The organism is Actinoallomurus sp. NBC_01490 (assembly GCF_036227085.1).
Lineage (GTDB): Bacteria > Actinomycetota > Actinomycetes > Streptosporangiales > Streptosporangiaceae > Actinoallomurus > Actinoallomurus oryzae.
This window is the reverse complement of sequence record NZ_CP109433.1, coordinates 4715848-4734345: the sequence shown is the minus strand read 5'-3', so window position 1 is coordinate 4734345 and position 18498 is coordinate 4715848. Positions and strand designations below refer to the sequence as shown.

Genomic DNA, 18498 nt, shown 5'->3' with positions numbered 1-18498 from the left:
GATCCTCCCGCACCCCGCCGCCGAGCGTCAGTTCAGGTCGGCGCGCGCCTGAGCCTCGCGCGCGCCCGCCCTCCCGGGGCCGGCTTCGCCCGGGTACCGCCGGGCGACCGCCTCGGCGAACGATTCCAGCCGCTCCCGCAGGTCCCCCGCGACCAGTGCCGCCTCACGGAGAATCGCGACGGCCGCGTCGACCCCGGAGGCGGAGTCCTCCCCGATGCGATGAACCTCTCTGGGCGGAGACACGAGCGTGACCGGCACCGGCGCCCGGACATGGAGCAAGAAGCGATAGCTCCAGTCGTCTCCGTCGTCGACGAATTCCAGCGCCACTTCGGCGTTCTCCGCGGGCACCAGAATTCCGGTCTGGACCTGGGCGCAGCGCACCAGAGAGGCGACGGCATCCTCCTGACCTGGTTCGCGAGGGTGCCAGTCCATGCCGATCTGCGGCATTGACACGGCCGCCGGATCGTCGGCTCCGCCATTCATCTCGGCGAGCTCATAGGCCATCACCAGACTTGTCACCCAGTCACGCGCCGCCTCCTCATTGAGGGTGAATGTCGTCATTTCTGTGTCCGTTCTCGTTATTCGTGCGGACCGCGACGGAGGCTCCGCGCGGGTCTCTGTTCGTTTCCGTCATCCGTCGCGTGCCGCGCCCGGCCCCGGCATCCCGCGGGTGCCGATCGGTGCCGCGCCGGCACGACGTGCGCGGACCATGGGCATGGCCACGTACGACGGCTCGCCGTCGTTGTACCCCTCCGGCTCCCGCTCGCCCATGGCGACCTGAAAAGCGGCACGCGGGCCCGCCGTGGACGAGGCACCGGCCGCTTCCGGCCACCTCGCGGGACGACGCGACGACCCCCGGCGTAGCGGAGGTGGGGCGGTGGCCGCGTCGGCAGAAGTCGCCGGTCCTCGGCGTGCCCGTTGGGCGGGTTCCCTCACTCTCCGGCACCTTCGTATCCACGCGCTCACGCTGCGCTTTCCGGGCGCCTGACCGGCCGTTACGGCAGGAGCCGCCGTATCCCGGCCGTTGGCGGGAAATACGCCGGCCCGCCATTTCGTCGCGGGCATTCGCCCACCATCATGGGTGACCGACATAAAACGGTCATCGGAGGATCTCTTGCGCGTCCATGTCTTGCCCGGGCTGACGCGGGCGACCGCGGGTACCGCCGTCTGCGGTCTCGTGCTCGCCGCGCTGGTCGCCGGCGGCGACGCACCGGCGTCCGCAACGCCGGCGACGTCGGTGGTGATCAACGAGGTGTACGGCGGCGGAGGGAACTCGGGCGCCACCTACACCAACGACTTCATCGAGCTCACGAACCGGAGCGACGCCGCGGTGAGCCTCGACGGCTGGTCGGTCCAGTACCACTCCGGCGGCGCGACCGGCACGTGGCAGGTCACCCCGCTCAGCGGTTCGATCGCCCCGGGCGGCTTCTACCTGGTCGGCGAGGCGAAGGGCGCCGGCGGCACCCAGGCACTGCCGACGACGCAGGCGAGCGGCGGCATCGCGATGTCCGCCACCTCCGGCACGGTCGCGCTCGTCTCCGGCACCACGGGGCTGACCTGCGCGGACCCGGCGAGCTGCCAGAGCGCCTCGGCCGACCTGGTCGGCTACGGTACGGCGGCGCTGCGGGAGACGGCCCCGGCCCCGGGCGCGTCCAACACCGCCTCCGTGCAACGCTCCGGCAAGGCGGACAGCGACGACAACTCCGCCGACTTCACCGCGGGCGACCCGACGCCCGGCGCCGCCAACGCCGGCGGAGGCGGAGGGGACGGTGGAGGCGGCGAGCCCGGCCCGCTGCGCATCCACGACGTCCAGGGCGCGGGCTGGCTCTCCCCGCACAGCAACGAGCACGTCACGAACGTGCCCGGCGTGGTGACCGCTATCCGTACGGCGGGCAGCAGCCGCGGCTACTGGATCCAGGACCCCACGCCGGACGCGGACCCGGCCACCAGCGAGGGCCTGTTCGTCTACTCCACCTCGCCCGGCGTGGCGGTCGGCGACTCCGTCCTCGTCTCGGGCACGGTCAAGGACTACTACCCGCTCGCGAGCGGCGACACGGTCCAGAAGACCTCGAACCTGTCGGTGACCGAGATCAGCGGGGCGTCGGTGAGCGTCCTGTCCCACGGCAACGCCCTGCCGGCCGCCGAGGTCATCACGCCCTCCACGGTGCCGTCGGCGTACGCGCCGGATCTCGGCGGGGCGAACATCGAGTCGACGCCGGTCACGCCGGGCCGTTCGGCACTGGACTTCTGGGAGTCGCGCGAGGGCATGCGCGTCGAGGTCGACGACGCCCGCGTGGTCGGTCCCTCCAACGCCTACGGCGAGCAGTACGTCACGACCAAGCCGTCACAGGCGCCGACGTACCGTGGCGGCACCGAACTGCGCGCCGAGAACGCCGTGCCGTCCGGCCGGGTCGAGGTCGTGCCGGTGGACGGGAGCAGCCCGGGCGTCTCGGTCGGCGACGTCTTCCAGGGCGCGACCGCCGGGCCGGTCGACTACTCGCTGTACGGCGGTTACACGATCGCCGCGACCCAGGTCGGCACCGTCCGGCACAAGAACCTGCCGCCCGTCGTCGCCACGCCGCAGAGCCGTAAGCAGCTCGCGGTCGCGACGTACAACGTGGAGAACCTCGCACCCGGCGACCCGGCCGCCAAGTTCACGCGACTGGCCGAGGGCGTCGTGACGAACCTGGCGAAGCCCGACATCGTCGCGGTCGAGGAGGTGCAGGACAACACCGGCGCCACCGATGACGGCGTCGTGGCGGCCGACCAGACCCTGACCAAGCTGACCGCCGCGATCGTCGCGGCGGGCGGGCCGAAGTACGACTGGCGGGAGATCGACCCGGTCGACGACCAGGACGGCGGGCAGCCCGGCGGCAACATCCGGGTGGTGTTCCTGTTCAACCCGGCGCGGGTCTCGTTCGTCGACCGTGGCTCGTCCTCGGTGAACCGCTCGACCACCCCGACGGCGGTGCAGAAGGTCAAGGGCAGGCCGGCGCTCAGCCTGTCGCCGGGCCGCGTGGACCCGGCCGACGCGGCGTGGAACGCCAGCCGCAAGCCGCTCGCGGGCGAGTTCCGCTTCCACAACAGGCCCGTGTTCGTCATCGCCAACCACTTCGACTCCAAGCTGGGCGACCAGAACGCGGACGGCCGCTTCCAGTACCCCGCGCAGGCGTCGGCCGAGCAGCGCGCGGCCCAGGCCACGGCGGTGCACGACTTCGTCGGCCAGATCCAGAAGGTGGACCGGAAGGCGAACGTGGTGGTGCTCGGCGACCTGAACGACTACCAGTTCAGCCCGGCGCTGTCCGTCCTGCGGACCGGCTCGCCCACCGGCCACGGCCGCCCGATCCTCACCGACCTGATCAGCACGCTGCCCCGCGACGAGCAGTACACCTACGTGTTCGACGGCATCTCCGAGGTGCTCGACCACATCCTGGTGAGCCCCGGCGTACGCGGGGTGCGGTACCAGGTGGTCCACATCAACGCCGAGTACACCGGACAGACGAGCGACCACGACCCCCAGGTCCTGCGCCTGACCCCGTAGGAGCGGAACGACCGCGGCGGCGGGCGGGGTCTCCCCGCCCGCCGCCGCGTCTCCCCGCACGTCGCTCGACCTCGCCTCCGGCGGCGACCGGGCCACGTACGCGAGACCTCCCGGCGCGTGTCCGCACCGGGAGGTCTTTCATCTCGTCAGCCGCGCGGCAGGACCTCCGACATCACGGACGGCAGGCCGTACCAGTCGCACGACACGATGCTCGCGTGGTCGCCGGCCAGCTCGGCGACCCGGTCCTTGGCGTCCGCCACCGGCGGGTCGGTGTCGGACAGGGCCGGCGGCACGTTGTGGGCGTCGGTCATCGTCAACAGGTAGTGGTTCGTGTCGTACCAGGAGGTGTCGACCCCGCTCACGTAGGTCGCGGCGTCGCCGTCGAAGACCACGAACCACGGCCGGATGCTCGCGTCGGTGTACTGCGCGCGAGGGTCTCCGGTCAGTGCGCCGAGCACGGCGGGGAAGGTCGTGGCGGTCCGGAGGTTCCCGGCCGCCTTGAGGTTCTTCAGGTATGTGGCGTACTCGACGTCCGTGTGCAGCCGGTCGGTCGGGTTGGCCAACTCGACCGTGCCGGGGATGACGTACACGATGACCTTGCCGGCCAGCGCGGACCGGCTCGGCCAGGCGTTCGCCGTCGCGGCCTCGTCGAGGGTCGCGTGGGATCCGAGCAGGTCAGCGGGCCGGAAGAGGGTGTCTCCGAGATGGGAGTTCAGCACGGCGTCGAATGCGCTCGGCCCCATCCCGTAATTGTTCTGGAAACCGGCCTTCAGCTCCACCTTGACGAAGACGGGCCCCTGGGTGGGATGCGCGGCGAGCCAGTACTTGATGTCGTCCAGGCACGAGCCGAGGTCTTTGTTGGCACTGCCGGAATAGATGTCGGCGGAACTCGAAGCGTCGACGCAGTTGTTGTCGTTGCTGGTCGGCTTGTCGTGGCTGACCTTCCACTCACGGGTGAAGATGTCGTCCCACGCGTCCAGTTCGACCATGGAGGCGCCCGCGTCGAGCGCCTGCGCCAGATAGGGGAAGTCCGCCTTGTTGTAGGCGTTGTGCAGTCCGACGACGGTCGTCTGGGCGGCGGACGCGGCGTCGGACCGCGCCGGGGCTCCGGGCCAGGCCGTCGCCGCCAGAACGGCGGCCGAAACGGCGGTAACGGCCCGGCGAGCGATTCGGTGGAACGACATCAAGCCTCCCGAGGGCAGCGGGGAATCCAGGGAGTCGATTCGCGCACCGGGGACGCTAAACCGGAATACGAGTGAGGGGAAGCACTTTCCGGTGAACGATTTGCGATCGGTTGTCGACAACAGTCACCGTTGATGTCATGCGAACGGCTCGCCTGGCTGGCCGAGCACGATCACCACGGCCCGTGCCCGGTGGGGTCCGGCCCTGACGCGTTGACCTCTACCTCGGTTGAGGTTGCAGCATGCGAACGCCCGGACCCTCGTGCCAAAGGGAGTGTCGTGATGAGGATTGGCGTCATCCTGCCCACGGTCGCCGTGCAGAGCACGCAGGACCTCGACCTCGCGGCCGCCGCGCGGCACGCGGAGGCGGTCGGCCTGGACAGCGTGTGGCACGGCGACCATCTCGCCACCGGCGCCGCGTCGCTGGACGCGCCGGTCGCGCTGGCCGTCGCGGCCGCGGCCACCGAGCGGGTGGTGATCGGCGCAAGCGTGTTCGTCCCCGCGATCCGCCCCCTGGCCTGGGCGGCCAAACAGGTCGCCACCTTGCAATACGTCTCCGGTGGCCGTCTGGTCCTCGGGGTCGGCTCGGGCGGCGGCCCCGCGCAGTGGGCGGCCGCCGGCGTGCCGTACGGCGAGCGGGGTGGACGCACCGACACGGCCTTGGAACTGCTGCCGGCCCTGCTGGCCGGTGACCGGGTGCGACTCCCGGATGAGCCGGCGGGGCCCGAGGTGGAGCTGGCTCCGCCCGTACCGGCGCCGCCGATCTGGGTCGGTAACGCGTCCACCGTCGCCCTGCGGCGAGCCGCACGGCTCGGCGATGGCTGGTTTCCCTCGTTGGTGCCGCCGCGGGAGGTCGCCATCGGCGCGGCCCGGCTCGGCGAGCTCTCGGCGCGCTACCGAAGGCCGGTCCCGGTGATCGCCATCGGCGTGACCGGCGTCCTGGGAGCCGGCCCGGGGGTGCCGACCCGGACGGAGATCGCCTCGTCCATCAGCGAGGGGTACGGGCGGCCGCTGGACCAGGTCATGCCCATCCCTGTCACCGGCTCGCCCGCCGAGGCGGCCGAGCGCCTGGCCGCCTACCGCGACGCCGGGGCCGAGCACGTCGTCGTCGGCCTCGCCGGCGGAGACTGGCGCCGGCAGTGCGGGCTGCTCGCGGAGGTCCGGGCGGCACTCGCCTGACCCGGCTTTCCGAAGACCAGCCCGCTCAGCAGCGCTGGAGGTCGGGAAGCCGGCCCGCGAAGAACGCTCCGGGAGGCACGCCCATCAGGCTGCGGAACTCCGCGGTCATGTGGGACTGGTCGTAGTAGCCGGTGGCCGCGGCGAGCTGGGCCAGGCCCGGCGAACGGCCGCCGTGGGCGAGGGCGTCGCGGAGGCGGGCGATGCGGGCGAAGCTCTTGGGGGTGAGGCCGGCGTCCTCGGTGAGCAGGTCGCGGAGGTGGCGTTCGCTGACGCCCATCCGCCGGGCGAGGTCGCTCAGGCGTTCCCGCCGCCGGGCCGACAGCGCCGCCGCGGCGGCGCCGACCAGGCCGTCGCGGGTGTCCGGGCCGCGCGTCCGGGCCTGCAGGGCCGTCTCCAGCTGCGCCAGGATGAGGCGGCGGTCGCCGTCGAGGCGGGTCAGCCGGCGTTCGAGGCGGAGCGCGGCGGCGCCCCACAGGTCGGCGAGTGGCGTCACCCGGTCCACCAGCGCGCTGATCGGCACTCCCAGCAGCGGCCGGGCCGTACCGGGTCGCAGGCGCACGCGGACGCAGACGGGCAGGTTCTTGCCGGCGAAGTAGGCGGCCCGGGTGCGCGGGCCCACCACGACCAGGTCGGCGCGGCCGTCCGCCGTCGTGCGGAACACCAGCGCGGTGGCGGTGTCCGGGACGTGGACGAGCCGGTCGCCGGTGCCGTCGCTGAGGTCGTGGGCGTCCTCGATCAGCGCGCTGGTCATGACGAGACGGTACCGCCGATTTTTCCAAGAACGGCCGGTACGGGTGCTGGCAGCGTGGTGGCCATGATCCTGGTCACGGGTGCCACGGGCACCATCGGCAGAGAAGTGGTCCGGCTGCTGGCGGCCGGCGGTGCGCGGACGCGTGCGATGACGCGCGACCCCGCCAGGGCGGCGTCGCCGCCCGCCGGCGTCGAGGTCGTACGGGGAGACTTCGACGACCCGTCGTCACTGGCGGACGCGGCGAAGGGCGCCGAGGCCGTGTTCATGCTGAGCGCGCCGGGGCCCTGGGTGGAACGGCACGACGAGGCGATCCTCGCGGCGGCGCGGGAGGCGGGCGCGCGCAGGGTGGTCAAGCTGTCGGCGATCGGCACGGGCGACCATCCGGGCGTCGGCGACTGGCATCTCCCCGGAGAGCGGGCCGTACGGTCGAGCGGCCTGGCGTGGGCGATCCTGCGGCCGTCCGGCTTCGCCTCCAACGTGCTGAGCTGGGCCGCGGCGATCCGCTCCGGCGCGCCGGTCCCGAACCCGATGGGCGACGGCGCCCAGGGCGTCGTCGACCCCCGCGACGTCGCCGAGGTCGCCGCACGGGCCCTGACCTCACCGGACCTCGACGGGCACGTCCACACGCTGACCGGCCCGGAGGCGCTGAGCGTGCCGGACCTGGCCGCGCGGCTCGGCGCGGCCCTCGGCCGTACCGTCACGACCGCCGAGCTGTCGCCGGAGGAGTACCGCGACCGTCTGCGCGGCGCCGGCCTGGACCCGGTGTTCGTCGAGAGCGCGGTCGGCGGCGCGCGCCTCGTCGCCGCCGGCGGCAACGCGACGCTGACCGACGGCGTCGAGCGGATCCTCGGCCGGCCGCCCCGCACGTTCGTCACGTGGGTCCACGACCACCGCGCCGCGTTCGCCTGACCGGCGGCTACTCGATCCGGGCGATCACCGCGCCCCGCCGCCTGACGTCGCCCTCCCCGGCCAAAAGGTGGATCACGCCGGTGGCGGGCGCGGTGAGCTCCAGGTCGACCTTGTCCACCGCGACCTCGGCGATCAGCGCGCCCTCGTTCACGCGTTCGCCGTCGCGCACGAACCAGGTCGCGAGGACGCCCTCCGCGTCCACGTCGCCGACCGGGGGGAACAGGACGTCGGTCATCGGCCCGCCGTACGCAGAATCGCCGCGCGGATCCGGGACCGGGTCGGCAGGACCGCGTACTCCAGCGACCGCGCGTACGGGATCGGCACGTCCGGCACCGCCACGCGGGCGGCGGGGGCGCGCAGCAGCGACGGGTCCGCCTCCGCCACGCGAGCGACGATCTCACCCGACAGGCCGTACGACAGGTAGTCCTCATCGACCACGACCAGGCGGCCCGTGCGGCCGACCGACTCCAGGATCGTCCCGGTGTCCAGCGGTACGAGGCCGCGCAGGTCGATGACCTCGCAGTCGACGCCCTCGGCGGCGAGTTCGCCGGCCACGTCGAGCGCGTGGTGGACCGACAGCGACAACGTCACGACCGTCACGTCCGTGCCCGGCCGTACGACGCGCGCCCGGCCGATCTCCACCTCGTACGGCTCCTCCGGGACGGGCTCGACCGAGCGCGGATTCTTCGCCATCCACGGCAGGCCCATGATCCCCTTGTGGAACATGTAGACGACCGGGTCATCGTCGCGGATCGCGGCGATCATCAGGCCTTTGGCGTCCGCCGGCGTGCTGGGCACGACGACCTTCATGCCGGGCAGGTGGGCGAAGGTCCCCCACAGGCACTGGGAGTGCTGGGCACCGTCGGAGTAGCCACCGCCGACCGCCGTGGTCAGCACCATCGGCACCCGCACGTTCCCGCCGCTCTCAAAATGGATCTTGGCCATGTGGTTGTAGATCTGGTCCATGCAGACGCCGAAGAAGTCGGCGAACATCAACTCGACGATCGGCCGCATGCCCTCGACCGCCGCGCCGACGGCGGTGCCGATGAAGGCGGTCTCGGAGATGGGCGTGTCCAGCACGCGCTCGGGCCCGAAGCGTTCGAGCAGGCCGGTCGTGGAGCCGAAGATGCCGCCGTACGCGCCGACGTCCTCGCCGAGTACGAAGACGTCCGGGTCGCGCTCCATCTCCTGGGCGATCCCCTCGACCATCGCCTTGGCCGTGGTGAGGCGCCGGGTCGTCGCGCCGGTGAGCGTCATGGTCTCTCCTAACGGGCGAAAACGTGGTCGCGGGCGGTCGCCGGATCCGGCTCGGCACTGGCGCGGGCGAAGGCGATCGCGTCCTCGACGCGTTCGCTCGCCGCTTTCCGCACCTGCTCGATCCCCGTGTCGTCGAGCAGGCCGCGCTCGCGCAGCGCCGCCTCGTACGTCGGGATCGGATCGCGCCCCGGGACGCCCTCCAGGTCGGAGCGGTACGCCTGCGCGTCGCCCTCGAAGTGCCCCCACAGCCGCAGTGTGTGCACCTCGATGAGGCTGGGCCCGTGCCCCGCGCGGGCCCGTTCGACGGCCCGGCCTGCGGCCTCGTACACGGCCTCCACGGAGTTGTCCTCGACCCGCTCCCCCGGCATGCCGTACCCGGCGGCGCGGTCGGCGTTGGAGGTGACGCACGTGGAGGCGCTGCGGGGTACGGAGATGCCCCAGTCGTTGTCCTCGACGACGAACACGACGGGCAGCCTCCACAGGGCCGCGAGGTTGAGCGACTCGTGGAAGGCGCCCTGGTTCGCCGCGCCCTCGCCGGTGACGGCGACCGCGATCCGGTCGGTGCCGCGCCGCCGGAACGCCAGCGCCTGCCCGAGGGCCGGCGGGTAGCCCTCGGCGATGATGCCGGAGCAGGAGAAGTGCGTGGCCGGGTCGAACAGGTGCATGTGCCCGCCCCGCCCACGCCCGAGCCCGCCGACGCGCCCGAAGATCTCCGCCGTCATCGCACGCAGGTCGACGCCGTGGGCGATGGCGAAGTGGTGCGGCCGGTGCGTCGCGGTGACCGCGTCGCCGGCGGTGAGGTGGGCGCAGATCCCGGCCGCCGCCGGCTCCTGGCCGGCGGACAGGTGCATCTCCCCCGGAATGGCGCCCGCGCCGATGTCGAACGCCGGCTTCTTGTCCGCGTGATACTCGCGGAGGATCGCCTCCTCGAACGTGCGGATCAGCACCATCATCCGGTGGAGATCCAGCCTGAGCTGATCGTCCATGCAGGCCTCCCTGGCGTCTCCCGGCCACTGTCCATCGGTCGCCGGACCCGGGCAACGTGGTGGATTTCAGATGGTGATAGCGGCGGCGGCTCAGAGCGCGACGGCGCGGGCGATGCGGCGCGCGACCCGCCGGAGCCGGTCCGCGTCGGCCACCGACGAGGCGAGCCGGTGGATCGGCACCGAGATGGCGATCGCGCCGACGAACCCGGGCGCGCGCACGGGCGCGGCGAGACACGCCGTACCGAGGAGGTACTCCTCGCGATCGACGGCGTACGGCGGCCGGGCGCCCAGAGCCCGTTCGAGCACCCGGCGATCGGTGACCGTACGGGGAGTCAGATCGGCCAGTTCGTGCCGCGCCAGGTAGTCGTCGCGCCGCGGCTTGTCCAGACAGGACAGGATGCACTTGCCGAACGCGGTGGCGTGCGCGGCGTCGCGCATGCCGACCCACAGGTCGACGCACTCCGCGCCGGGACCGTCGACGACGTCCACGAGCACGATCTCGCCGTCCTCGTATGTGGACAGGTAGGCCGCCGCGCGCATCTCGTCGCGCAGGTGCGCCAGCACCGGCCGCGCGCGGCCGACTGCGGCCTGCCGCGCGTTGCCCTGCCGCAGGCCGTTCGCCCGGCCGCCGAGCACGTACCCTTCGTCGAGCTTGCGCAGGTAGCCCTCGTACACGAGGGTCCGCAGCAGGTGGTAGACGGTGGGGAGCGGCAGGTCGAGCGCGTGCGCGAGCCGCTTGGCCGTGGCCGGCCGCTCGCTGGCGCACACCGCGTCGAGCAGGTGGAGCGCGCGCCGCACCGAGCCGATCAGCGTCGGGGTGGCCTCACCCACGGCGGCACCTCCGGAGGCGACTCGCTGCTACGGCATCAGCATGAAACCGCCCGCGCCCATTGGCAACCGCCCCGTACGCTCGCCACGGCCGGGGCCGGTCTCGCGAGCGCCGGCGGGCGTCCGTTCCGCCGAGCCGTCCGGCGCCGCCGTCAGCGCGCGATCGCGACGCACACGCGGTACAGCAGGAACACGCCGCCGATGGCCAGTGGTATCACCCAGAGTGCCGGAGGCCACGTGTGCAGGCCGGCGAACAGGACGACGCCCATCCACCAGGCGAAGACGGCGGGGAACGTCGCCGAGTCGGCGAGCGGCAGGGCGAAGGCGATGATCAGCATCACGCCGATCCAGCCGATCACCCAGGCGAGCCCCAGCGACCAGTACGACCACTCGTCGTCGCTGTGGGAGCCGATCCGGAGCCGCGAGATACGGCCGTGCCAGACCTCGGCCGTGCCGCGGGCTCCCGCGCGCGCCGTGGCGTACATGTCGTGGTCGACCTCGAACGTGTGGCGTTCGCCGTCCGCGGTGCGCACGGTCAGCCGGTAGTGCGTGGTCTGCGACATCGGCAGGGCCGCCACGACCCGGCCCACCGGCAGGGCCGCCGCGATCGGGTCCGCCGGCAGCGCCGCGATCGACGGGCCCCAGCGGAAGGGGCCGGGCGCCGGAGGCGGCGGCGGTGGAGGTGGCTGCTGGGGCGGGTCGGGGTCGGGATCCTCGGTCGTGTAGGTCGAACGTGACACCACCGTCATGTCCATCCGCGTCACACAGTCGTCCCGCGCGACGGCGCCGCAGTAGCCGGCCTTCTCGAACGCCTGGCGGTCGTGGTACGGACCGGACCCCAGAGCGATCCCGCCGGCGACGCACGCCGTCCCGGCGATCAACGCCGCCCAGCGCATCCCCGTCCTGTGTCCCACGCCTCCAGCATGGCGGCCCGGAGGCCGGACGGCAGCCGGTTTTCGGCGGAGCCTCGGCGTTCGACGGGCACGGCATCCGCCCGTTCTGCACGGCCCGCCACCCGAAAGCCGAACATTTCCCGCAATACACCGCAAAGACCTTTATTGCCGGTGCCTTGCCGTCGCAGCTCAACGCGTCGCTCCGGAGATTCGCGGGGGAAATACAGTACGCTCCTTACATGCCCGACGAACGTTCCACAATCCCGGATCTGCGCACCGATCGGCCGACTCCGGCGCGGATGTACGACTACTACCTCGGCGGCAAGGACAATTTCGCCGTCGACCGGGAAGCGGCCGAACAGGTGCTCAGCGCGGCCCCCGAGGTCCGCGTCCTGGCACAGGAGAACCGGAAGTTCCTCGGCCGGGCGGTGCGCTATCTCGCCGCCGAGGCGGGCATCCGTCAGTTCATCGACGTCGGCACCGGGCTGCCGACCCAGGGCAACGTGCACGAGGTCGCCCAGGCCGTCGACCCGACCGCGCGCGTGGTCTACGTCGACAACGACCCGATCGTGCGCGCCCACGCGCACGCGCTGCTGCCCTCCGACGGCACCACGGCGGTCATCGAGGCGGACATGCGCGACCCGGGCCCGATCCTGGACCACCCGGACCTGCACCGGCTGATCGACTTCAAGGAGCCGGTCGCCGTGCTGTTCATGTCGGTGCTGCACTTCATCGCCGACGAGGAGGACCCGTACGGCTTGGTGGCGGCCTTCCGCGACCGTTCCGTGCCCGGCAGCCACCTCGCGCTCTCCCACATCACCTCGCCGGAGCAGAACACCGACGGCGCCGCGGCCGCCGCGGACGTGTACAAGGCACGCGCGACGTCCCCGGCCATCCTGCGCACGCCGAAGGAGATCGGTTCCCTCTTCGACGGGTACGACCTGGTCGAGCCCGGCCTGGTGTTCCTGCCGCAGTGGCGCCCGGACGCACCGGCCGCGGACGCCGACTCGGTCTGGATGCTCTGCGGCGTCGGCCGCCGGCAGTAGGCGCTCCCGCCCGGGCGCGACGGCGGCCCGGGTGAACCTCTCCTCGCGTGCGGCGACTAGGGTTTTTCCCGACGCCCACGCGAGGAGTAGACACGGTGAAGACGCGCGAGGTCCATCTCACGGCGCGCCCGCAGGGCTGGCCGACGGCGGACGACTTCGCTCTCGTCGAGGTCGAACGGCCCGAGCCGGATGACGGCGAGGTGCTCGTACGCAACCTGTTCATGTCGGTCGACCCGTACATGCGCGGCCGGATGAACGACGTCAAGTCCTACGTGCCGCCGTACCGGCTGGGCGAGGTGATGACCGGCGGCGCCGTCGGCGAGGTCGTCGCGTCCCGCTCCCCCGACCTGGCCGAGGGCGACGTGGTCCTGCACGACTTCGGGTGGCGCGAGCACGCGCGGGGCCCGGCGCGCCGGTTCCGGCGGCTGACCCCGGTCGAGGGCGTCCCGCTGTCGGCGTACCTGGGCGCGCTCGGCATGCCCGCCATGACGGCGTACGTCGGGCTGCTGCACGTCGCCGAGATGAGGGAGGGCGACACCGTCTTCGTCTCCGGCGCCGCGGGCGCGGTCGGTTCGATGGCCGGGCAGATCGCCCGGATCAAGGGTGCCCGGCGCGTGATCGGCAGCGCGGGCTCGGACGAGAAGGTCGCCTACCTCACCGGCCGTCTCGGCTTCGACGCCGCGTTCAACTACAAGTCCGGCCCGGTGCACCGGCTGCTGGCCGACAGCGCGCCCGACGGCGTCGACGTCTACTTCGACAACGTCGGCGGCGACCACCTCGAGGCCGCGATCGGCGCGTTCAACCAGGGCGGCCGGGCCGCGCTGTGCGGCGCGATCTCGGTGTACAACGCGACCGAGCCGCCGCCCGGCCCGCGCAACCTCGCCCTGCTCGTGGGCAAGCGGGGCACCCTCAAGGGATTCATCGTCACGGACTGGGCCGACCGGTACGGCGACTTCGTCCGCGACGTGGGCGGCTGGATCCGCGACGGGAAGATCACCTTCGAGGAGACCTTCGTCGACGGCATCGACCACGCCGTCGACGCGTTCCTCGCCATGCTGCGCGGCGAGAACCTCGGCAAGATGATCGTACGGCTGTAGGCACCGGCGGGCGCCTGGTCCGTACGCGCCGAGCGAGCCCAAGGTCATGGAGCTTCGTCAGCTGAGGTACTTCGTCACCGTGACGGAGGAGCTGCACTTCGGACGCACGGCCGAGCGGCTGACGATCGTGCAGTCCGCGGTCAGCCAGCAGATCCGCCGCCTCGAACGGGAGTTGGGCGTCGAGCTGTTCCACCGGTCGCCCCGGCGCGTGCGGCTGACGGAGGCCGGGGCCGCGTTCCTGCCCGAGGCCCGCGCGGTGCTGGCGGCCGAGCGACGCGCGCTGGCCGCGATCGGCGATTTCGTCGCCGCGCGCGGGACCGTCCTGCACATCGGCACGAACGGCGGCATGGGTGAGCGGCTGGAACGCGTGCTGGAAGCGCTGGAACGGCAGGCGCCCGGCATACGGGTGGAGCTGGCGTCGGCCCCACCGGGAGAGCGGCTGCGACGCGTCGCCGACGCCCAGTGGGACGCGGCTTTCGTACGCGGGGTGGTCGAGGCGCCCGAAGGCGTACGGCCGATCCCGGTGTGGCGGGACGAACTGGTGGTGTCCCTGCCGGCTCGCCACCCGCTGGCGCGAGGCGACGCCGTCGATCTCGCCGCGCCGGCCGGCCTGCCGCTCTACCTGACGGCTCGCCGGAACAATCCCTCGCTGGTCGATCTGGTCATGGGCGCGTGCCGGGACGCGGGGTTCGAGCCCGTTCTCGGCCCGCCGCACAGCTCTCTGCAGGACACCCTGGCGGCGCTGGGCGCGGGTACGCCGGGGTGGACGGTGCTGTACGCCGCGCACGCCCGGCGGCTGCGCGGCGGCCGGGTGGCGTTCCTTCCGGTTCGCTCACCGGACGGGCTTTCGCTCCCCACGATGCCGCGCGGGGCCATTCACGGGGGCGCGCTGCTCGACAACCTGTCCGCCCTCGGCCGCGCACCGGCGGAGATCGAGGCGGTGGCCTTCACCCATCTGCATCTCGACCACATCGGCTGGGCATGGCACTCCGCTCCCGGCGGCGACCGGCCCCCGTTCACCGGCGCCGACCATCTGGTCGCCGAGACCGAGTGGGCACAGCGCCACCGCCTACGAGCACGCGGCGTCACAGATGAGATCACCCAGGTCATGGCACCCCGTGTACGGCCCGTGACCGATGGCCAGGAGATCTTCCCCGGCGTGCGCGTGCTGCTCACCCCGGCCACACCTCCGGGCACACCGGTTACGTCATCAGCGGTGGTGGCCGTCGGCTGATCGCCTTCGGCGACGCCATGCACTCGCCGATCCAGGTGGACCACCCGGAATGGCCGGCCGCGGTCGACCTCGACTCCGAAGCGGCCGTGCAGCAACGCCGGCGCCTCATCGCCGAACTGGCGGAGCCGGACACCATCGGCTTCGGCGTCCATTTCGCCGACGTGGTGTTCGGCCGCGTCCACCGGTCCGTGTGGCGGCCGGTCGATCGCTGACCTGCCCGCGGTAGGGGCTCAGTGCTCGCGCAGCAGGCGCATTCCCAGCGGTGTGGCCACGTGGTTCACCGCCTTGCCCGTACGGAGCGTGACGATCAGGCCCGCGCCGCGCAGGGTCTTGGTGTGCGACGACACGGACGCGGCGCTGACCCCCAGCTCGGCCGCGAGCTCGCTCGTCGTCCGTCCCTCGGTGACCGATGAGAGGATCGCCGCGCGGGTACGGCCGAGCAGCGCGGCGAGCGCGTCGCGGGCCTTGACGTCGACCAGCGGCAGCGGCGTGAGCGCCGGGTAGAGCAGCAGCATCGACCCGTCGGAGTGCCGGCCGATCATCGGCCGGCCGGTCCAGAACACCGACGGCATCAGCGTCAGGCCGCGGCCGGCCGGCGCGTGCGCGGAGTCCTCGGGCACCTCGATCTCCAGTGTGGTGCCGTTCCAGCGGGAGCCGGGGTACAGGCTCGCCAGGGCCGAGGCCACGCCCCGCTCGGCGAGCTGCGTCCGCCGCCAGGCGAGATCGGCGTCGAAGCTCGCGCGGACCCGCTCCTGGTCCGGCGCGATCACCGTGTCATGGGCACGCCGCAATGCGTTCTCGAGGAGCCGCCACGCCTCGCGGTCGCGGCAGGCCAGTCTCCTGATCCACGGTGTCGGCCGGGTCGTGCGCATGAGCTCGGCCCGCGCGTAGCCCGGCGGCGTGGACAGGACCGTCTCGAGCCCGTCCTCCAGGCCCTCGCTACAGGGGTCGATGAACAGCGGTCCGTTCGCCCCGGGCGGGATCAGCTCCAGCAGCGCCCGCGCCTCGCCCGTCAGGCGCGTACGGCGGGTCCAGCTCGCGAACACGGCGTCGTCGCGCTGATAGGTGGCGACCGCCATTCCCAGCTCCAGCAGCGGAGCCGGCCGGTCGGCGAACCGGACGTTCATCAGGTCCTCTGCGGTGAAGCGCAGTCGAAGCACTTTCGCGACCTTTCGCCCTGGGTCTAAACCATGGCGCCCCCGGGACGGGCGAGACGACGATGCGCGGAAAGCTCTCCCGAAAGGCAGGCAATGCGCAGACTATCCACCATCGCCGCCGTCGCCGGAATCACCGTCGTTCTGGGAGCCCCGGTCGCCGGGGCCACCGGTGGGAAGGACGGCTGGGTGCCGTACCGGACCCAGCCCTTCGACTCCGTCGGCCGATGCTCCTTCACCGTCCACGCCGACATCGTGCAGGATGAGGAGGAGGTCCGGACCGACGCGACCTTTCCGGACGGATCACCGAGGATCCAGGAGTTCCGCGGACCGCTCGTGATCCGCCTCACCAACACCGCCAACGGCAAGTCGGCCGTCCGCGACGTGTCCGGCTACGGCCGGGTCGTGTACAAGCAGAACGGCGGGGCGATCTGGTACTTCGGCCAGGGCGTGGCGATCGGCATCCCGATCGGCAACAAGGCCTACCCGGCGGGCTATTACGTCGTGCACGGCCGGTCCTGGTACACGATCCAGCCGGACGGCACCCGCGACATCAAGGACCGGCTCGCGGACGTGGAGAACATGTGCCGGACGCTGGCCTGAGACCTGCCGGAACCTTCGCCCGGGTTCCGGTCCGTCTCTGAGCCGCGGTGCCGGAGGGCGCCGTGGTCGCCGGGCGTGGCGACCACGGCGCCCTCCCCTGATCGTCTTGTGTCTCACGGCCGCGCGAGCGACGATCGACACTGATCGACGAATCAGCGAGGAGTCGCCGGTGTACGACGTTCTGGTGGTCGGTGGCGGGCACAACGGCCTCGTCGCCGCCGCGTACCTCGCCAAGGCCGGCCTGACGGTGTGCGTCTGCGAGGCGCGCGACGTGGTGGGCGGCGCGGCGGTGAGCGAGCACCCGTTCGGGCCCGACTACACGGTCACGTCCCTGTCGTACGTGGTCAGCCTGCTTCCCCCCGCGCTGATCCGCGACCTGCGGCTGGACCGCCACGGGTACCACGTCTACCCGCAGGGTCCCTACTTCGCGCCGCGCGCCGACGGCGGCCACCTGCGGCTGCCCGACGATCCGGCGCGGCGGCGAGAGGAGATCGGCCGGTTCTCCCGCAAGGACGCCGCGGCGTACGAGCGCTGGGACGCGTGGATGGGCGAGCTGGGCGGCGTCCTCGGCCCGCTCCTCGAGCGGATCCCGCCCAGGCTCGGCTCGCGCCGTCCCGCCGACCTCCTCGGCCAGGCCCGGCTGCTGCGCGTGCTGAAGAACCTCGACGTACGCTCGGCCGTCGACGTCACCCGGATCCTCACCGACAGCATCGCCGACCTGGTCGAGGACCGGTTCGAGTCCGACGCGATGCGGGGCGTGCTGTCGGTCAGCGGGGTGATCGGCACGTGGGCGGGGCCGCGCTCGGCCGGCACCGCGTACGTCATGCTCCACCACCACGTCGGCGAGACCACGTGGGGGTTCCCGCGCGGCGGCATGGGCGGGGTGACCAAGGCCCTCGCGGCGGCGGCGCGCGACTTCGGCGCGGAGATCCGCACGTCCGCGCCGGTGGCCCGGATCGGCGTCGCCGGCGGGCAGGTCACCGGTGTCACGCTGGAGTCCGGCGAGGAGCTGGCCGCGCGCACCGTCATCACCACCACCCACCCGGCCATCGCGTTCCTGCGGCTGCTCGACCGCGGCGACCTGCCGGAGGACTTCGTCGCCGACATCGAGCGCTGGCGGACCCGCAGCGGCACCGTCAAGATCAACCTGGCGGTGGACCGGCTCCCGGCGTTCCGGGGCGTCGACGGGTTCGACCCCGAGGCGCACGGCGGCACGATCGTGCTGGCCGAGTCGCTGGACGACGTCGAGGGCGCCTTCCAGGACGCGGTCGCCGGGCGTCCCGCGGCGGTGCCGTTCGCCGACGTCTGCATCCCCAGCGTGTTCGACGACTCGCTCGCGCCGGAGGGCCACCACATCGTCTCGATGTTCACCCAGTGGGTGCCGCACACGTGGCACGCGTCGCAGCCGGGAGCGGAACTGGAGGCCTACGCCGACCGGGTGATCGCCCGGATGGAGGCGGTCGCACCGGGCTTCACCTCCTCGGTGCTGCACCGCCAGGTGATCGGCCCGTACGACATGGAACACGAGTACCACCTCATCGGCGGCAACATCTTCCACGGCGAGCTGACCCCGGGCCAGATGTTCCACGCCCGGCCCGCGGCCGGCTACGCGGACCTGCGCACCCCGATCAGCGGGCTGTACCAGGCCGGCTCGGCGACGCACGGCGGCGGAGGCGTCACCGGCGTCCCGGGCCGCAACGTCGTACGCCAGGTGCTGAAGGACCGCCGCAGGAGGCGATGAGCCGGATGTGACGGGCGGTATCGGCGCCCGGCGGGTGTGGGCCGGGCGCCGATACCTTCATGTCAGGCCGGTGCCGCGTCGGGCCGACCCGGGTGGCG

General features: G+C 72.5%; 19 protein-coding genes. 9 read left to right on the top strand and 10 right to left on the bottom strand.

What is annotated here, in order from left to right:
* Positions 1-27 precede the first annotated feature (27 nt).
* Both OG417_RS22525 and OG417_RS22520 read right to left on the bottom strand, forming a co-directional pair.
* On the bottom strand, positions 28-561 hold the full coding sequence (locus tag OG417_RS22525) for a hypothetical protein (protein WP_329259413.1): 534 nt from the start codon (positions 559-561) through the stop codon (positions 28-30).
* A gap of 69 nt (positions 562-630) precedes the next feature.
* Entirely contained in the window at positions 631-771 is a 141-nt protein-coding gene (locus OG417_RS22520) for a hypothetical protein (RefSeq protein ID WP_329259410.1), read from the bottom strand.
* A gap of 343 nt (positions 772-1114) precedes the next feature.
* Between OG417_RS22520 and OG417_RS22515 the strand changes: the two genes are divergently transcribed.
* Positions 1115-3541 (top strand): lamin tail domain-containing protein, encoded by a 2427-nt coding sequence (locus OG417_RS22515; RefSeq protein ID WP_329259407.1) that lies wholly within the window; start codon positions 1115-1117, stop codon positions 3539-3541.
* 146 nt (positions 3542-3687) lie between these two features.
* Here OG417_RS22515 and OG417_RS22510 read toward each other — a convergent pair whose 3' ends face one another.
* Positions 3688-4725, bottom strand: coding sequence for a phosphatidylinositol-specific phospholipase C domain-containing protein (locus tag OG417_RS22510; protein ID WP_329259404.1), 1038 nt, complete (start codon positions 4723-4725; stop codon positions 3688-3690).
* Between the two features lie 279 nt (positions 4726-5004).
* Here OG417_RS22510 and OG417_RS22505 point away from each other — a divergent pair, with 279 nt between their 5' ends.
* Positions 5005-5901, top strand: a complete 897-nt coding sequence (locus OG417_RS22505) for an LLM class flavin-dependent oxidoreductase (protein WP_329259401.1) — start codon at positions 5005-5007, stop codon at positions 5899-5901.
* Positions 5902-5926: 25 nt separating this feature from the next.
* Here the strand turns inward: OG417_RS22505 and OG417_RS22500 are convergent, their stop codons facing one another.
* The gene (locus OG417_RS22500; RefSeq protein ID WP_329259398.1) at positions 5927-6652 is read right to left on the bottom strand and encodes a helix-turn-helix transcriptional regulator; all 726 of its coding nucleotides are present in this window, start codon (positions 6650-6652) and stop codon (positions 5927-5929) included.
* Between the two features lie 63 nt (positions 6653-6715).
* Between OG417_RS22500 and OG417_RS22495 the strand changes: the two genes are divergently transcribed.
* Entirely contained in the window at positions 6716-7561 is an 846-nt protein-coding gene (locus OG417_RS22495; protein ID WP_329259394.1) for an NAD(P)H-binding protein, read from the top strand.
* 7 nt (positions 7562-7568) lie between these two features.
* On the opposite strand, the gene OG417_RS22490 is transcribed toward OG417_RS22495, so the two are convergent.
* The 5 genes from OG417_RS22490 to OG417_RS22470 all read right to left on the bottom strand — a co-directional run bounded on the left by OG417_RS22490 (position 7569) and on the right by OG417_RS22470 (position 11546).
* Positions 7569-7796, bottom strand: coding sequence for a lipoyl domain-containing protein (locus OG417_RS22490; RefSeq protein WP_329259390.1), 228 nt, complete (start codon positions 7794-7796; stop codon positions 7569-7571).
* Positions 7793-8818: an alpha-ketoacid dehydrogenase subunit beta gene (locus tag OG417_RS22485; protein WP_329259387.1), complete on the bottom strand. Its 1026-nt coding sequence runs from the start codon at positions 8816-8818 to the stop codon at positions 7793-7795. Before OG417_RS22485 ends, OG417_RS22490 begins: the two co-directional genes overlap by 4 nt.
* 8 nt (positions 8819-8826) lie before the next feature.
* Complete coding sequence (locus OG417_RS22480) at positions 8827-9804, bottom strand: thiamine pyrophosphate-dependent dehydrogenase E1 component subunit alpha (RefSeq protein WP_329259382.1); 978 nt, start codon at positions 9802-9804, stop codon at positions 8827-8829.
* Positions 9805-9894: 90 nt separating this feature from the next.
* Complete coding sequence (locus tag OG417_RS22475; RefSeq protein ID WP_329259379.1) at positions 9895-10635, bottom strand: IclR family transcriptional regulator; 741 nt, start codon at positions 10633-10635, stop codon at positions 9895-9897.
* A 149-nt stretch (positions 10636-10784) separates the two neighbouring features.
* Positions 10785-11546, bottom strand: a complete 762-nt coding sequence (locus OG417_RS22470) for a hypothetical protein (protein ID WP_329259376.1) — start codon at positions 11544-11546, stop codon at positions 10785-10787.
* Positions 11547-11764: 218 nt separating this feature from the next.
* Between OG417_RS22470 and OG417_RS22465 the strand changes: the two genes are divergently transcribed.
* The 4 genes from OG417_RS22465 to OG417_RS22450 all read left to right on the top strand — a co-directional run bounded on the left by OG417_RS22465 (position 11765) and on the right by OG417_RS22450 (position 15114).
* Positions 11765-12571 carry an SAM-dependent methyltransferase gene (locus OG417_RS22465; RefSeq protein WP_329259373.1) on the top strand — a complete coding sequence of 269 codons (807 nt, stop codon included), beginning with the start codon at positions 11765-11767 and terminating at the stop codon, positions 12569-12571.
* A gap of 95 nt (positions 12572-12666) precedes the next feature.
* On the top strand, positions 12667-13668 hold the full coding sequence (locus OG417_RS22460; protein WP_329259371.1) for an NADP-dependent oxidoreductase: 1002 nt from the start codon (positions 12667-12669) through the stop codon (positions 13666-13668).
* A gap of 46 nt (positions 13669-13714) precedes the next feature.
* Positions 13715-14902 carry a LysR family transcriptional regulator gene (locus OG417_RS22455; protein WP_329259368.1) on the top strand — a complete coding sequence of 396 codons (1188 nt, stop codon included), beginning with the start codon at positions 13715-13717 and terminating at the stop codon, positions 14900-14902.
* 17 nt (positions 14903-14919) lie between these two features.
* The gene (locus tag OG417_RS22450; RefSeq protein WP_442875712.1) at positions 14920-15114 is read left to right on the top strand and encodes a hypothetical protein; all 195 of its coding nucleotides are present in this window, start codon (positions 14920-14922) and stop codon (positions 15112-15114) included.
* A gap of 18 nt (positions 15115-15132) precedes the next feature.
* On the opposite strand, the gene OG417_RS22445 is transcribed toward OG417_RS22450, so the two are convergent.
* Positions 15133-16062, bottom strand: coding sequence for an ArsR/SmtB family transcription factor (locus tag OG417_RS22445; RefSeq protein ID WP_329259364.1), 930 nt, complete (start codon positions 16060-16062; stop codon positions 15133-15135).
* Positions 16063-16152: 90 nt separating this feature from the next.
* Between OG417_RS22445 and OG417_RS22440 the strand changes: the two genes are divergently transcribed.
* Positions 16153-16659, top strand: coding sequence for a hypothetical protein (locus OG417_RS22440; RefSeq protein WP_329259360.1), 507 nt, complete (start codon positions 16153-16155; stop codon positions 16657-16659).
* A gap of 169 nt (positions 16660-16828) precedes the next feature.
* Positions 16829-18400, top strand: coding sequence for a phytoene desaturase family protein (locus OG417_RS22435; RefSeq protein WP_329259358.1), 1572 nt, complete (start codon positions 16829-16831; stop codon positions 18398-18400).
* Positions 18401-18498: the final 98 nt, after the last annotated feature.